Source organism: Micromonospora phytophila, from assembly GCF_023656545.1.
In the GTDB taxonomy this organism is placed as follows: domain Bacteria; phylum Actinomycetota; class Actinomycetes; order Mycobacteriales; family Micromonosporaceae; genus Micromonospora; species Micromonospora phytophila.
On the sequence record NZ_JAMOKF010000036.1, the window covers coordinates 1 to 13,889 of the forward strand.

A 13,889-nucleotide genomic window follows, 5' to 3' on the forward strand; every position below is an offset into this window, starting at 1 on the left:
ACGATCGCGGTGACCAGCACCGACACCAGCGCCACCGCACACGTCACCAGCACCGCGCGGGCGGTCAGCGTCCGACCGACGCGGGGGCGGGGGGCGGGCGGCCGGGGACCGATCACCGGCAGCGCGACGGTCGGCTCAGCCATCGGCGGCGTACCCCACGCCCCGGTGGGTGCGGATCACGCCGGCCGCCCCGAGCTTCGCGCGGACCTGCGCCACGTGCACGTCGACGGTCCGGGTGCCGGCGTGCGCGGCGTAGCCCCAGACCCCGGCGAGCAGCTCCTCCCGGGTGAAGACCCGCCCGGGCCGGGCCATCAGGTGGGCGAGCAGGTCGAACTCGGTGGAGGTGAGCTGGACCGGTGCGCCGTCGGCGGTCACCGTGCGGCGGGCGGGGTCGAGGATCACCGCGCCGACGACCCGGGGCCGGTCCGTCCCCGCCGGCACCCCGGCGGTGCGCCGCAGCACCGCCCGCACCCGGGCGACCAGCTCGCGGGGGCTGAACGGCTTGGTGACGTAGTCGTCCGCGCCCAACTCCAGGCCGACGATCCGGTCGACCTCGTCGTCCCGTGCGGTGAGGAAGATGACCGGGGTCCAGTCGCCGCCCTCGCGCAGCCGCCGGCAGACCTCGGTGCCGGCCAGGCCGGGCAGCGAGATGTCGAGGACGCAGGCCACCGGGCGCAGCCGGCGGGCGGCGGCCAGACCGGCCGCCCCGTCCCGTTCCAGGTGTACGCCGAACCCGTCCCGGCTCAGATAGAGCCGGACCAGGTCGGCGATGGCGGGCTCGTCCTCGACCACGAGGACGAGGCCGCGCTGCTGCGCGTCGACGGTCACCGGCCCATGATTGCCGACCGGACGACGTGCGGAACGTCAGCGCGTGTTCGGGTTCGGTAAGGACCCGGTCAGTGCAGCACGGCGGGGCGGAACGCGGCGGGCCTCGCGGAGGCGGGCGCGTCGCCGATGGTGGCGACGATCCGCTCCCGGGGCGTGCGCAGCCGGGTGCGGAAGGCGTGGTTGAGCAGCGCGTCGAGCTGCCACACCTGCTTCGGGTGGTGGGTCCGGACGAGGAACCGCTCGCGGATGCCGTCGATCGCGGTGGCGGCCAGTTCCACGGAGTGCAGCCGCGGGTCGGGGCTCCAGGTGACGTTGCTGAGTTCCCGCAGCTCGGTGTTGAGGTGCAGGCGCAGGCGGTGCAGCACCCGGGTCTGCTGGGTGACCACCAGCCGCCGGTGGGTCAGCAGGAGAAGGTATTCGCCGGACATCGGGCGGTCGGGGCGGCTGCACCGGGTGACCAGGATGGTGGCGTCGCCGGAGCCGACGCAGCGCCGGAAGACCGGCATGTGTCGAGTGGCGGTCTGCACCGCCAGGCCGGCCTCGGAGGCGGCCGGGAGGAACGTTCGGGAGAAGACGTCCATGCTCTGCCCAACGACGGGCATTCAGGGGTGACGTGGGTCACGCCCGGTTTTTGGAACTTCCACGCGCCCGCGTCGCACCGCCTGTCCGATCCCGGCGCGCCCCGACCCCCGCCGCGGGATCGGGGCGCGCCGGTGGCTCAGGCCGCGGCCCGGACCAGGCCGGTGTCGACCACCAGCTCGGTGCCGTTGTACAGGTACGTGGCGCTGCTGCGCCCGACGCGCTCCTCGCCCTCCGTCGTGTACCGGTAGATGTCCGAGTCGGCGGCGTCGTCGCCCTGGTCGGTGACCGTGAAGTCGTACGCCCCGACGGCGACCCGCACCTCGACGACGTACTCGTCCGGCTTGGCCTCGACGGAGTACGTCCCGTCGGCGTTCACCGGAACGCTGATCGCGGGGCCGTTCGCCTCGAAGGTGGGCACCAACTGGACCGAGACGTTCCCGGTGGTCGGGTCCACCGCCGGCTCGTCGGCGTCCCGCTGGCCGTCGACGTCCGTGTCCAGCCAGAGCCGCCCGTGCACCGTGCTGGTGTCCGCGTACTCCAGGTGGTTCCAGATGCCGTTGCTGTCGTTGAGTTCCGGCGTGGAGGTGCTGAGCAGGCCCTCCACCTTCAACAGGTCACCGGCGACGCCGCCGGTCACCGTCGAGTCGAAGCCGATCAGGTCGCGCTCACCGGGGGCCATCGGCTCGTGCCGGCACTCCCAACCGTCGGCCAGGGTGACGCACTGCCACGGGAAGGTGGCGCTCTCCGCCGGCTCCGGCCGCAGGTTGGGATCGAGGGTGACGCGCAGGACCACGTCCTCGGCCACCTGGTCGCCGGCGTTCTCGAACTCGAAGACGTTGCGCACCCGGTCGCCGGCGACCACCCAGTAGGGGCGGGTGTCCAGGCTGACGAAACGCAGGTCGGAGCCGTGCGGCTCCGGGATGACGATGCTGGCGTCGTACGTGAAGACGGCGTTCGCGGCGTTGTTGCCGGTGGCCGTCTCGCGGCTGCTCGTGCTGGCCGCCACGGGCACCGTGACCGAGGTGCCGTCGGGACCGCCGGGGAGGGTGATCCGGAGCTTCAACGGGGCGGCGGCCTCGCCGGCCGCGAGGGCCGGGTGGGTGCAGGTCGTGACGGGCACGGAGAGCACGCACCGCCACGGGCTGTCGGAGGGGATGCCACCCTCGCCGGCCGGCGACACGCCGTCGGGGAACTGGAACGTGAGGGTCACGCCGTCGGCGACGGCGCGGCCCTGGTTGACGAGGCCGACCCCGACGCCGACCACCTGACCGCCGGTGGGGAGCCGGGCGGGGTCGGGTGAGACGGTGACGGCGAGGTCGGGGCGCGCCGGAGCGGCAGCCGCCGGGGCGGAGGCGAGCCCGGCGGTGGCGGCGGTGAAGGCGAGGACCGCGGTTCCGGCGCGGAGCGCGCGGATCTCCGGACGGGTGGAGCGAATGCGCTGCATGCAGGCCTTTCCTTGACGGGACGGCGGCGGGGTGCCCGTCGCCGGGGCGCCGACGGCCTACCGGGCCGGCGGTACGACCGCCGTCCGCAGTGGACGTCGCCGGCGTCCACCCGTTGAAGCGTCGATCATCCCGGCGGCGTTACCCGGCAGGGTGGTTCGGCACGCCGCGCCGGGGCGGTCGAGGCGCACCGCCGGCAGGCTCGGCGCCGGGTGCGGCAGGACCGGCTGGCCCGGGTGCTCTCCTCCTCCCGGTCCGCCGCGGACCTGCTGGCGCAGCGCCGGCAGGCGCGGCGGTAGCCCGGCATCGCCCGCAGGGGCGCGGCGGTAGCCCGGCATCGCCGGGTGGTCGGCACTCACCGCGGGTCCGGCGCGAAGAGCTCCTCCAGCCAACCCGGCACCGCGGCGGCGTACTCGACGCGGGCCGGGTCGGGGGTGTCGAGGGCGCGCCGCCAGGACAGAGCGCGACTGACCTTGGTGACGTCGACCGCCAGGGTGGCCGTCTCGCGCAGCGCCGCCCGGTCGTGCCGGTCCGTCCAGGCCTCCAGGTAGGCGTCGCGCAGCCGGCCCAGCGCCGGGTCGCCGGGGCCCAGCTCGAAGGTGTGCGCGACGGACCTGATCGTGACCAGCAGGCTGCCGAACGGATGCGCGACGGAGGCGTCCCCCCAGTCGAAGAAGCGGTACCCGTCGGCGGCGGCGAAGACGTTGCCGTCGTGCAGGTCGTCGTGCTGAATGGTGGGGGCGATACCGGACTCCGCCAGTCGCCGACACTTCCCGGCGAACGACGGCCGGTGGGCGCGCAACCGTTCGTGCGCCTCGGCGGTGAGCCCGCCCTCCCGGCCGATCAGCAGCGCCTCCTCGTCGTCAAGCAGTTGCGCGAACAGCGTCGACAGCCGTTCCGGCCGGTGGTCGGGCACCCCGAGGGAGAGCAGTTCGTCGGCGCTGACGGCGACGGTGCGTTGGAGGTCCGCGTACTCGGGCAGGATCCGTTCCCAGCGGGTCAGGTCGCCCTCACGCGCCAGCAGGTCGCGCAGCGATCCGCCCCCGTCGGGCAGCAGGGACCAGCCGCGCCCGGGGTCCGCCGCGATCGGGTCCAGCACCCGGCCGGGGGCGAGCCGGGCCAGCGCGGCCAGCAGCCCCGCCTCGTGGAGCGTGCCGGGATTGTTCGCCTTGAACCAGGTGTCCCCGGTGTCGGTCGGCACCCGCCAGACCAGCGACCACGGGCGCACCCGCGCCTCGACCGGCCCGGTCACCCGTCGCCCCTGCCGCGCGAGCTCCCCGGTCACCCAGTCCAGCGCCTCGGCCCGCCAGCCCGGCTCGTCCCACCCGACCGCCACGGCCCCGCCACCCGCATCCCCATCCACGCCGGGCAACCTAGCCGCCCCCGCACCGCCGGACCACCGCAATTCCGTCCCCGGCACGGTCACGGTCGCGACGGACCGGCACCACGTGCCCGCGACCGGAAGCGTGACGGATCGGCACCGGCAGCGCGGGTCGGTGACCGGAGGCGGGACGGCCCAGGTGGGGTGGAGGGGGCGGGCTCAGAGGAGTTCGACGATGGTGGCGTTGGCCATGCCGCCGCCCTCGCACATGGTCTGCAGGCCGTAGCGGATGCCGTTGTCGCGCATGTGACCGAGCATCGTGGTCATGATCCGGGCGCCGGACGCGCCGAGGGGGTGCCCCAGCGCGATCGCGCCGCCGCGCGGGTTGAGCCGCTCCGGGTCCGCCTCGGTCTCCGCCAGCCAGGCCAGCGGCACCGGGGCGAAGGCCTCGTTCACCTCGTACACCCCGATCTCCTCGATGCCCAGCCCCGCGCGGCGCAGCGCCTTCGCGGTGGCCGGGATCGGCGCCGTGAGCATGACCACCGGGTCGTCGGCGGCGACCACGGCGGTGTGGATGCGGGCCAGCGGGCGCAGCCCGTGTCGGCTGGCCCACTCGCTGGTCGTCACGGCGAGCGCGGCCGCCCCGTCGGAGATCTGCGACGCGGAGCCGGCGGTGACCACGCCGTCGGGCCGGAAGGGGGTGGGCAGCTCGCCGAGCTTCTCCAGCGAGGTGTCGCGCCGGATGCCCTCGTCGGCGGCGAACTTGCCGCCGTCGGCCAGGGCCACCGGGGCCAGCTCAGGGTCGAAGGCGCCGGCGTCCTGCGCGGCGGCGGCCTTCTCGTGGCTGGCCAGCGCGAACTCGTCGAGCTGGGCCCGGGAGAACCGCCAGCGCTCGGCGATCAGCTCGGCCCCGACGCCCTGGTTGAACGGCAGCGGCGCGTCGGCGGCGAAGCCCTCGACGCCCCGGTAGCGGTCGCGCAGCTGGTCGCTGAAGGGCATGCCGCCGGCGACGCTGGAGCCCATCGGCACCCGGGTCATCGACTCGACGCCGCCCGCGACGACCAGGTCGGCCTGCCCGGAGAGCACGGTGGCGGCGGCGAAGTGCAGCGCCTGCTGGCTGGAGCCGCACTGCCGGTCGAGCGTGGTGCCCGGGACCGACTCGGGCCAGCCGGCGGCCAGCACACCGTTGCGGGCGATGTTCCACGACTGCTCGCCGACCTGGGACACGCAGCCCCAGACCACGTCGTCGACCTGGCCCGGGTCGATGCCGGTGCGCTCGGCGAGGGCGCGCAGCACGTGCGCCGAAAGGTCGACCGGGTGCAGGGCGGCCAGGCTGCCCTTGCGCCGCCCGACCGGGGTGCGTACCGCGCCGACGATGACTGCGTCACTCATGACTACTCCCCGGTAACCTGGCTTGTTCCCGATCCTACGTCCTCGGCGGGCCGGTCGTCCTCCCCCGGGTGCGCTGGCATCCTGGACGGATGCATCCGCAACCGTCCCCGGCCCGGCAGTGGCGGGTGTCGCCCGTCCTGCCGGTGCTCAAGCTGACCGGCGCGGTCGCGCTGGCCGCGCTCGCGCTGCTTCTTTACGAGGGGGATCTGGTCCAGTTGGCGCTGGCCGTGGTCACGGCCGTGGCGCTGGCCGGCTGGGCGGCCCGCGACCTGGTCGCGCCGGTGCGGCTCGCGGTGGACCGCGAGGGGGTCACGGTGATCAGTGGCTTCGCGGGCCGCCGCCGGCTGCCCTGGTCGAGCATCGAGGCGATCGCCGTGGACCGCCGCGCCCGGATGGGCCTGACCAGCGAGGTGCTGGAGATCGACGCCGGGGAGTCGCTGCACCTCTTCGGCCGGCACGACCTGGGCGCCGAACCGGCCGAGGTCGCCGACACCCTGCACGCCGCCCGCCCGGCCTGACGCCGGCCCCCGGGACGGCCGGCGCGCCCCTATCGGGACGCCGGCGGCCGGCCCGCTCGCCACGGGCGGTGGTCAGCCGCCGAGGATGACGGCCGTGCGGACCAGGGCCAGCCCGAGCAGCGCCGCCACGATGACCGCGCCCCCGGCGACCTGCACCAGCGTGCGCCGGGACCGCGGGGCGTACGCGAGCACGAGCGCTATCAGCCCACCGACCACCAGCCCGCCGAGGTGGCCGGGGATGGAGATGCCCGGGACGGTGAACGTGAAGACCAGGTTGATCACCAGGATGGGGAGCACCTGGGAGATGTCCCGCCCCATCTTCCGTTCGATGATGACGAGCGCGGCGAAGAGACCGAAGATGGCGGTCGAGGCGCCCGCGGTGAGCCGGTTCTGCTCGCTGAACAGGTAGGCGGCGACGTTCCCGCCCAGGCCCGAGACGAGATAGAGCGCCGCGAAGCGCAGCGGCCCGAGGTTGGCCTCCAGCGACCGGCCGAGCACCCACAGCGCCCACATGTTGAGCAGCAGGTGGATCACGCCGTAGTGGAGGAACATCGCGGTGACCAGGCGGTACCACTCGCCCTCGGCGATGCCGCCGACCGTGCCGTCCGGGAAGAGCGCGCCGCCGAGCACCGCACCCCAGTCGGTCAGCGGCGTGCTGCCGCCCATCAGCCCGCCGAAGCCGGAGCCGCCGACGGCGGCGTCCCCGCCCCGGTCGGAGGCGATGGAGAGGACCATCAGCAGCACGTTCAGCGCGATCAGCGCCTTGGTCACGTAGCCGTGCCGGCCGGCGGCACCGCCACCGAAGGCGGTACGCGCCGGCCGCACACTACGGCGTCCCTCTGCCACGCATTCCGGGCACTGGAACCCGACGGACGCCTCCCGCATGCAGTCCGGGCAGATCGACCGGTCACAGCGGGTGCAGCGGACGTACGTCTCCCGGCCAGGGTGCCGGTAACAGACCGGTGTGGTCGGCGGGGACTCGCTCACGCCGCCCGCCTTCCGCCCGGGGCCACGCGGCCCACGAGCCGATCCCCGGTTCCGGAGCGCTCAATCATGTCGGCAAAGGTACCTCGCACCTGCCTCAGGAAGCGCTGCGCTCGATCTCGACCCGCTCGATGACGACGTCCTGCAGCGGCCGGTCGTTCGGGCCGGTCGGGGTGTTGGCGATCGAATCGACGACCTTCACCGACTGCTCGTCGGCCACCCGCCCGAAGATGGTGTGCCGGTTGTTCAGGTGCGGCGTCGGCGAGACGGTGATGAAGAACTGCGAGCCGTTGGTGCCCGGCCCGGCGTTCGCCATCGCCAGCAGGTACGGCTGGTCGAAACGCAGCTCCGGGTGGAACTCGTCACCGAACTGGTAGCCCGGGCCGCCCCGGCCGGTGCCGGTCGGGTCGCCCATCTGGACCATGAAGCCGCTGATCACCCGGTGCGAGATGGTGCCGTCGTAGTACGGCCCGCTCCCCGGCTGGCCGGTACGCGGGTCGGTGTACTGCGCGGTGCCCTCGGCCAGTTCCACGAAGTTGCGGACGGTCTTCGGAGCGTGGTTGGGGAAGAGCTCCAGCCGGATCGGGCCGGCGTTGGTGTGCAAGGTGGCGTAGACAGCCTCGGCCACGGGTACTCCTCACTTGTTGGTCAGTTCCATGCGGATCCTCCCATGTGCCCGATCTGGCAGTGCGGAGGCATCCGAAGGTGGAGGATGACGAAGGAACAACTCCCAGGAGGTGGGACCGTGTTTGGAATCGGGCGGCGCAAGACCCAGGGGCAGCTGGCCAAGGCGGAGCTGAACCAGGGCATCGGTCACCTGAGGCAGGCGGCCACGTACGCCGCGAAGGGTGCCGGGTCCAGCGTCGGGCCGCGGGTCCAGGCGGCCCGGGGTGCGGTCGCGCCGACCGCCGTCATCGTGCGGGACCGCGCGTCCAGCGGCTTCGCGTCGACGGTGGCGGCACTGGCGCCGCTGGCCCTGGTCGTCCGCAACGCCCAGGCCGAGGCGGCGGGCAAGGCCCTCGCCAGCCGGAAGGCCGCCTCCGCCAAACAGGCCGCGGTGGCCAGGAAGGTCAAGGCGAAGAACATGAAGGCGTCGAAGAAGAAGTCCCGCCGGGGCGGGTCCATGTTGACCGGTCTGCTCGCGGCCGGGGCGGTGGCCGGTGTGGCCGGCGCGATGGCGATGCGTCGCCGTCGTGAGCAGCAGGAGTGGAGCGAGTACGACCCGACCCGCACGCTGGAGCCGATGCGCGACGAGGTGGAGAGCATCGAGGTCAGGACGCCGTCGGCCGGCGGCGCCAAGGTGCCCGACTCGTCCACCATGTCCAGCGGCTCGGGCGTGGCCGGCGGCCCGACCGGCGCCGGCAGCTCGGCGGTGGCCGGGGGCGACAGCGCCTCCACCACCAGCCCGGGCAAGCAGTCCACGGTCCGTGCGACGGACAAGGTGCCGTCGGTGGCCGAGGGTGCCAAGGACGTCTCCGGCCGTCCGGCGGACGACCTCACCAAGGCGCTGGGCAAGGACACCGCCCGCACCAACGGTCGCCGCTGATCCAAGGTCGACGGAAAGCGCCGGCGAGGCGGGCTCACCCCCGTACCGCCGGCGCTTCCGCGCGCCCAGCCCTCGCCCTCACCCTGGCCCTCGCCCTCGCCCTCGCCCTCGCGATCTTGCAGTTTCCGCCCGGACGAAAGCCGCGAATGCCGCGAACGAGGGGCTTCGGCGACCTGGTGGCCTTGCGCCGCCCGCCACGGGCAGGCCCATCGCAACCGGGTGATCGCGGCGGGTGACGGGCCGTGCCGGGTGGGTCAGAGCCAGCCGTTGCGGCGGAACCAGCGGTAGAGGGCGAGCGAGATAGCCAGCATCAGGGCCAGCACGACCGGGTACCCGTACGTCATTCGCAGCTCGGGCATGACCTCGAAGTTCATGCCGTAGATGCCGGCGATGGCGGTCCAGACCGCGGCGATGGCCGCCCAGGCGGCAATCTTGCGCATGTCGTTGTTCTGGTCGACCGTGACCTGGGCCAGCCGCGCCTGGAGGATCGAGTTGAGCAGGTCGTCGTAGGAGTTGACCTGCTCGACGGTGCGACTGAGGTGGTCCTGCACGTCCCGGAAGTAGCGGCGGACCTCCTTCGGCACGTCCCGGTTCATCTGCGCGGTGAGCGTCATCAGCGGGCGTTGCAGCGGCGTCACCGCCCGCTTGAACTCCACCAGCTCCCGCTTCATCTGGTAGATCCGCTGGATCCGGCCGCTGGCCTGACGGTCGAACACCTCGGTCTCCAGGTCGTCCAGGTCGTCCTCGATCTGGTCGGCGACCTCCAGGTAGAGGTCCACCACCCGGTCGGTGACCGCGTACGCCACCGCCCAGGGCCCCTGGAGCAGCAGCTCCTGCTTCTTCTCCAGGTCCGCCCGGACGGGGGCGAGCCGGCAGGCGTCCCCGTGCCGGACGCTGATCAGGAAGTTCGGGCCGATGAAGAGCATCACCTGGCCGGTCTCGACGACCTCGGAGTTCTCGGTCAGCTCGACGTGCTCGCAGTACCGGGCGGTCCGCAGCACCAGGAAGCTGACCTCGCCGAACTGCTCCAGCTTGGGACGCTGCTGGGCCTTGACCGCGTCCTCGACCGCCAGCTCGTGCAGCCCGTACGTGGCGGCGATGGCGGACATCTCGTCCAGCTCCGGCTCGTGCAGCCCGAGCCAGACGAAGCCGTGCTCCTCGCGGCGGGCCGCGGCCAGCGCCTCGGCGTAGTCCCGGTCACCGGGCTGCCGCCGGCCGTCGACGTAGAGCGCGCAGTCGACGACGGCGCTGCGCTGCGGGCCGATCGGCGCCGCGGTGCGTGGGGAGCCGTCGGCGTTGAGCCGGCGGGTCATCGCCCGCACCGGCGCCACCCAGTCCCGCGGCCTGAGCAACCCGCCGTTGGGCGACGCCGTCCGCCCCCGCTCCACCCGGTCCGTCATCGCGCCCCCTCCCGCGCTCCGCTGCGGCTTGCAGGGTACGCCGACGCGAATGATCACCGCGGGTGACGAGCGGGCGAGGGGGTGGCGCCGGGTGGGCCGGGCCGTATCGGGGGGTGAGGGGACGGCACGGCCCACCCGGCGCCCTGTGGGGGCGGGGGTTGTGCTGGTCGCGCCGCTCCACGTGTCGCCGGAGGGCCGGGGCGGGCCCGTCGCCGGGCGCGGAAGGAACCGACGCCCAGAGGTGATTTCGGCTACACGTGGTGAGTGACGCTCGCAGCATTGTGGGCCGTCGGCCGCCCCGGCGGGAGACCCGGAACGACCGCTATCGCCGTACTGTCAGAAACCCGACAGAAATCAGCCCCGTACGGCCGCCATCGCCTCCGCGAGCCGCCGGACGCCCTCGTCGATCCGGTCGGCCGTGACCGCCGAGTACGCCAGCCGCAGCGCGTGCCGGCCGCCGTCGACGACGAAGTCGCTCCCCTTCACCACCGCGACCCCGCGCTCGGCCGCCGCCGGGGCGAGCTCGTCGACCAGCACGTCCTCGGGCAGCTCGACCCAGAGGAAGTAGCCGCCGTCCGGCTCCACGAACCGGGCCTCCGGGATGTGCCGGCGCAGCGACTCGGCGAGCACCCGGGCCCGCTCCCCGAGGGCGGCCCGGACCGTTTCGATCGAGCGGTCGATGTCGCCGGAGACGCAGAACTGGTGCACGATCGCCTCGGAGACCATGCCGGGGGAGATGTAGAGGCTGGTCGCCTTCTTCGCGATGTCGGCGATCAGGTCGGCCGGGCCGACCAGGTAGCCGACCCGCACGCCCGGGCAGACCGTCTTGGTGAAGCTGGAGGCGTGCACCACCACGCCGCGGGTGTCGAGCGACAGCATCGACGGCAGCGCCTCGCCGCGGAACCGGATGTCGGCGTACGGGTCGTCCTCGAAGATCGTGAACTCGTACTCGGCGGCGAGGTCGAGCAGCTCACGCCGCTTCTCCAGGGAGAGGGTCACCCCGGCCGGGTTCTGGTAGTTCGGGATGACGTGCGCCAGCCGCGGACGCACCCCCGACTCCAGCAGCTTGCGCAGCTCGGCGGTGTCGAGCCCGTCCGGCTGGATGGTGACGCCGTGCAGCTCGCTGCCCATCCGCTGGAGGTTGAGCAGGGTCCGGTCGTACGTCGGCCGCTCCACCACCACCGCGTCGCCGGGGCGGACCAGGTGGTCGAAGAGGAACGCGTCGGCCTGCAACGAGCCGTTGGTGATCAGCACCTGGTCGGCGGTGACCCCGTGCTTCTCGGCGATCCACTTCCGCAGCGGAAGGTAGCCGACGGAGGTGCCGTACGCCGTCACACCGGCGGGATCGGCGTCGAACGCGCGGACGGCGGCGGCCTTGAGCCCCTCGACATCGACGATGTCCAGCGAGGGAGCGCCACGGGCGAAGGAGATCAGCTGCTCGGCGGTCATGGCTGTTCAGCGTACGGAAGGCGACGGGGTGCGCGCGGACGGCACGGCGATGTCCGCATCCTGAGCCACCGGGTCGGGTGACCTGCGTCGACGGGTCGGCGACAGGTCAGACCGGAAGGCCGAGCGGGTCGTGCTGCGCTTCCCGGGAAAGCCCCTCCACGTGCAGACCGAGCGCCGCGATGAGCTGCCCCCAGTCGAAGTAGGACCGCCACGCCGCGATCCGGCCGCGCCGGACCCGGACCACGTCCACCACGTCCCAGCTGACCGCCCGGCCGGTGGGCGCGACGGTGCCGAACGGGGTGTGCAGCACGCCGGTGTGGGTGCCGGTCAGCCGCTGCTCCACTGCCGCCCCACCGGCGGTCTGCACCGAGCCGGTCCGGTCCACCCGGAGATCCGGGAAGGCCCCGGTCCAGGTGCGCAGGAGGGCGGGCAGCTCGATCGGGCGCACCGTGACCCCGGGCATGGCGTAGAAGGCGTCCGTCGCGTACAGGTCCGGCAGCCGGGCCACGTCCCGCCGCAGGAGCATCGCGTACTGCTGTTCGACCAGTCGATCCGCGCCGCGCATGAGGACCTCCCCCACGGATCGCGGCCCGTCCGCGCCCGCAGGGGATTCCTACCCGTCGATCGGGCCGGTACACCCGCGACGGAACAGCCGTCTCAGCCGGTGTTGACCATCCGGTTGGCCGACCAGACCCGCATGATGTCCCGGACGGAGATCACCCCGGCCACCTCGCGCCCGTCGAGCACCACCAGGTGCCGGAAGCCGCCCCGGGCCATCGCCGCGGCCGCCTCCTCGACCGTCCACTCCGGCCCGGCGTAGACCACGTCCCAGGTGAGGTGGGCGCCGGTCCGCTCGACGTCGCAGTCCAGGCCTGCCCCGATGGCGTTGAGCACGTCGCGTTCGGTCATGATGCCGACCCCCTCGGAATCCGGGTCGATCACGACCGCCGACCCGATACCGCGGGCCGACATCATCTGGGCCGCCTGCCGGAGCGTGTGCTCCGGACCGACCACGAGAACCTGGCTGGACATCGCTTCCCGTACCTGCATCACGCATCACCCCTTTGGGACGGTGGCATCCGGTAGGGACATGTTCCGCCCCCGATGTTTCCGGGACAAGACCGCATGTCGCCGGGATGCCGGGCCGCTCGCTACTGTCGTGACGTGTCCACCGAGCCTCTGCGCTGCGCCGGCGCGCTGATCGTCGACGACGACGGCCGCCTCTTCTTTCAGCGCCGGTCGCCCGACCGGCGCCTCTTTCCCGACTGCTGGGACATCGTCGGGGGGCACCTGGAACCGGGCGAGACCGTCCAGGACGCGTTGCGCCGCGAGGTGACCGAGGAGACCGGCTGGGCCGTGTCGCACGTGCTCGGCCCCGTCGGCGAGTACCGGTACGTCGGTGACGACGGTCTGGCCCGCGTCGAGAGCGACTGGCTGGTCCGGGTGGACGGCGATCTGGCCCGGCCGAGACTGGAGGAGGGCAAGCACACCGAGTTCCGCTGGCTCGCCGCCGACGAGATCGGCCTGCTCGACGAGCACCGGGACGTCAACGACGGCCTGATCCGGCGGATCGCGGAGGAAGGCTTCGCCGCCCTGCGCTCGATCGGTCTGTGAACGACACCGTCGAGCTGGCGCCGCACCTGTTCGCCGGCCTGGTCGCTCCGGCCGTCGACCGGACGTTCGTCGCCGGCATGCTCGCCGGCCGCGACGGCGGCGGCGCCGAGCTGAGCCAGCGGTACGGCGGACCGGCGGCCACCGGCTTCCTGGTGGAGTTCCGTACCCGGCTCGCCGCGCCCGGCGGCACGGTCGACGGGGCCGGGTTCGCGGCGGTCACCCGTTACCGGGACCCGGCCGAGTGCCGGCGGGCGCTGGACAAGCAGGTCGCCCACGGGATGATCCACCGCCGCGCGGACGGCGGGCTCGCCGCCACCGAGCGGGGCCTGGCCTTCCTCGCCGAGATCTGGCAGGTGCACGCCGAGGTGACCGAGGAGCTCTGGGCCGGGCACGACGACCGGTTGCTCCGGCTGGTGGAGGCGCTCGGCCGGGTGCTCGCGTGCGCGCTGGTGCTCGCCGACGAGGAGGACGCGGGCCCCGGCGAGGCGTTCGCGGCGATGGCGCCGCCGTACGAGCCGGACGGCACCCCGCCCGGGGTGCTGCTGCTCAACCGGCTCGGCACGCTGCGCTACCACCGGGCCGACGCGCACGCCGCCGCGTGGACCGCCGCGGGGCACACCGCGTCGAGCGTCGCCGCGCTGCCGGACGGGCCGGAGCGGCTCGCCATCGAGCTGGAAACCGACCGCCGGGCGGCCGGCCCGTACGCGGTGCTCACCGCCGGGGAGCGGCTGGCCGTCCTGGCCGACCTGGCGGCCCTGCCGGGCTGAACCCGGTTGGCCACGGCCCCGCTGTCACGCAGCGCTATCCTCCACC

General features: G+C 73.6%; 15 protein-coding genes. 4 read left to right on the forward strand and 11 right to left on the reverse strand.

Annotated elements, in window-relative coordinates; translation table 11 throughout:
- Positions 1-135 precede the first annotated feature (135 nt).
- The 5 genes from NCC78_RS07895 to NCC78_RS07915 all read right to left on the reverse strand — a co-directional run bounded on the left by NCC78_RS07895 (position 136) and on the right by NCC78_RS07915 (position 5,565).
- The gene (locus tag NCC78_RS07895; RefSeq protein WP_250792920.1) at positions 136-828 is read right to left on the reverse strand and encodes a response regulator transcription factor; all 693 of its coding nucleotides are present in this window, start codon (positions 826-828) and stop codon (positions 136-138) included.
- Positions 829-896: 68 nt separating this feature from the next.
- Positions 897-1,409, reverse strand: coding sequence for a hypothetical protein (locus tag NCC78_RS07900; RefSeq protein WP_250792959.1), 513 nt, complete (start codon positions 1,407-1,409; stop codon positions 897-899).
- Between the two features lie 137 nt (positions 1,410-1,546).
- Positions 1,547-2,854: an SdrD B-like domain-containing protein gene (locus NCC78_RS07905; protein WP_250792922.1), complete on the reverse strand. Its 1,308-nt coding sequence runs from the start codon at positions 2,852-2,854 to the stop codon at positions 1,547-1,549.
- Between the two features lie 353 nt (positions 2,855-3,207).
- Complete coding sequence (locus tag NCC78_RS07910; RefSeq protein ID WP_250792924.1) at positions 3,208-4,215, reverse strand: phosphotransferase; 1,008 nt, start codon at positions 4,213-4,215, stop codon at positions 3,208-3,210.
- Between the two features lie 177 nt (positions 4,216-4,392).
- On the reverse strand, positions 4,393-5,565 hold the full coding sequence (locus NCC78_RS07915; protein ID WP_250792926.1) for a thiolase family protein: 1,173 nt from the start codon (positions 5,563-5,565) through the stop codon (positions 4,393-4,395).
- An 89-nt stretch (positions 5,566-5,654) separates the two neighbouring features.
- Here NCC78_RS07915 and NCC78_RS07920 point away from each other — a divergent pair, with 89 nt between their 5' ends.
- A complete protein-coding gene (locus tag NCC78_RS07920) occupies positions 5,655-6,083 on the forward strand; it encodes a PH domain-containing protein (protein WP_250792928.1) in 429 nt (142 codons plus the stop codon).
- Positions 6,084-6,155: 72 nt separating this feature from the next.
- Here the strand turns inward: NCC78_RS07920 and NCC78_RS07925 are convergent, their stop codons facing one another.
- Together NCC78_RS07925 and NCC78_RS07930 are read right to left on the reverse strand one after the other, a co-directional pair.
- On the reverse strand, positions 6,156-7,070 hold the full coding sequence (locus NCC78_RS07925) for a rhomboid family intramembrane serine protease (RefSeq protein ID WP_250792930.1): 915 nt from the start codon (positions 7,068-7,070) through the stop codon (positions 6,156-6,158).
- 94 nt (positions 7,071-7,164) lie between these two features.
- Complete coding sequence (locus tag NCC78_RS07930) at positions 7,165-7,695, reverse strand: peptidylprolyl isomerase (RefSeq protein ID WP_250792932.1); 531 nt, start codon at positions 7,693-7,695, stop codon at positions 7,165-7,167.
- An 84-nt stretch (positions 7,696-7,779) separates the two neighbouring features.
- Between NCC78_RS07930 and NCC78_RS07935 the strand changes: the two genes are divergently transcribed.
- On the forward strand, positions 7,780-8,613 hold the full coding sequence (locus tag NCC78_RS07935) for a hypothetical protein (RefSeq protein ID WP_250792934.1): 834 nt from the start codon (positions 7,780-7,782) through the stop codon (positions 8,611-8,613).
- 254 nt (positions 8,614-8,867) lie between these two features.
- Here the strand turns inward: NCC78_RS07935 and corA are convergent, their stop codons facing one another.
- From corA to NCC78_RS07955, 4 genes are all read right to left on the reverse strand, one after another.
- The gene (gene corA, locus NCC78_RS07940; protein WP_250792936.1) at positions 8,868-10,013 is read right to left on the reverse strand and encodes a magnesium/cobalt transporter CorA; all 1,146 of its coding nucleotides are present in this window, start codon (positions 10,011-10,013) and stop codon (positions 8,868-8,870) included.
- 354 nt (positions 10,014-10,367) lie between these two features.
- On the reverse strand, positions 10,368-11,462 hold the full coding sequence (locus NCC78_RS07945; protein WP_250792938.1) for an aminotransferase-like domain-containing protein: 1,095 nt from the start codon (positions 11,460-11,462) through the stop codon (positions 10,368-10,370).
- Positions 11,463-11,568: 106 nt separating this feature from the next.
- On the reverse strand, positions 11,569-12,027 hold the full coding sequence (locus tag NCC78_RS07950) for an ester cyclase (RefSeq protein ID WP_250792939.1): 459 nt from the start codon (positions 12,025-12,027) through the stop codon (positions 11,569-11,571).
- 92 nt (positions 12,028-12,119) lie between these two features.
- A complete protein-coding gene (locus NCC78_RS07955; RefSeq protein WP_250792941.1) occupies positions 12,120-12,512 on the reverse strand; it encodes a CBS domain-containing protein in 393 nt (130 codons plus the stop codon).
- 114 nt (positions 12,513-12,626) lie between these two features.
- On the opposite strand from NCC78_RS07955, the gene NCC78_RS07960 reads away from it, so the two are divergent.
- Both NCC78_RS07960 and NCC78_RS07965 read left to right on the forward strand, forming a co-directional pair.
- Entirely contained in the window at positions 12,627-13,076 is a 450-nt protein-coding gene (locus NCC78_RS07960; protein WP_250792943.1) for an NUDIX domain-containing protein, read from the forward strand.
- Positions 13,073-13,843 carry a hypothetical protein gene (locus NCC78_RS07965; RefSeq protein ID WP_250792944.1) on the forward strand — a complete coding sequence of 257 codons (771 nt, stop codon included), beginning with the start codon at positions 13,073-13,075 and terminating at the stop codon, positions 13,841-13,843. The genes NCC78_RS07960 and NCC78_RS07965 overlap by 4 nt, the downstream gene beginning before the upstream one ends.
- The last annotated feature ends 46 nt before the right edge of the window (positions 13,844-13,889 follow it).

Bases quoted from the DNA above. Each gene is read 5' to 3' on its own strand.
- NCC78_RS07900 (WP_250792959.1), bottom strand. From the start codon at position 1,409: ATGGACGTCTTCTCCCGAACGTTCCTCCCGGCCGCCTCCGAGGCCGGC.
- NCC78_RS07905 (WP_250792922.1), bottom strand. From the start codon at position 2,854: ATGCAGCGCATTCGCTCCACCCGTCCGGAGATCCGCGCGCTCCGCGCC.
- NCC78_RS07915 (WP_250792926.1), bottom strand. From the start codon at position 5,565: ATGAGTGACGCAGTCATCGTCGGCGCGGTACGCACCCCGGTCGGGCGG.
- NCC78_RS07920 (WP_250792928.1), top strand. From the start codon at position 5,655: ATGCATCCGCAACCGTCCCCGGCCCGGCAGTGGCGGGTGTCGCCCGTC.
- NCC78_RS07935 (WP_250792934.1), top strand. From the start codon at position 7,780: ATGACGAAGGAACAACTCCCAGGAGGTGGGACCGTGTTTGGAATCGGG.
- corA (WP_250792936.1), bottom strand. From the start codon at position 10,013: ATGACGGACCGGGTGGAGCGGGGGCGGACGGCGTCGCCCAACGGCGGG.
- NCC78_RS07945 (WP_250792938.1), bottom strand. From the start codon at position 11,462: ATGACCGCCGAGCAGCTGATCTCCTTCGCCCGTGGCGCTCCCTCGCTG.
- NCC78_RS07950 (WP_250792939.1), bottom strand. From the start codon at position 12,027: ATGCGCGGCGCGGATCGACTGGTCGAACAGCAGTACGCGATGCTCCTG.
- NCC78_RS07955 (WP_250792941.1), bottom strand. From the start codon at position 12,512: ATGCAGGTACGGGAAGCGATGTCCAGCCAGGTTCTCGTGGTCGGTCCG.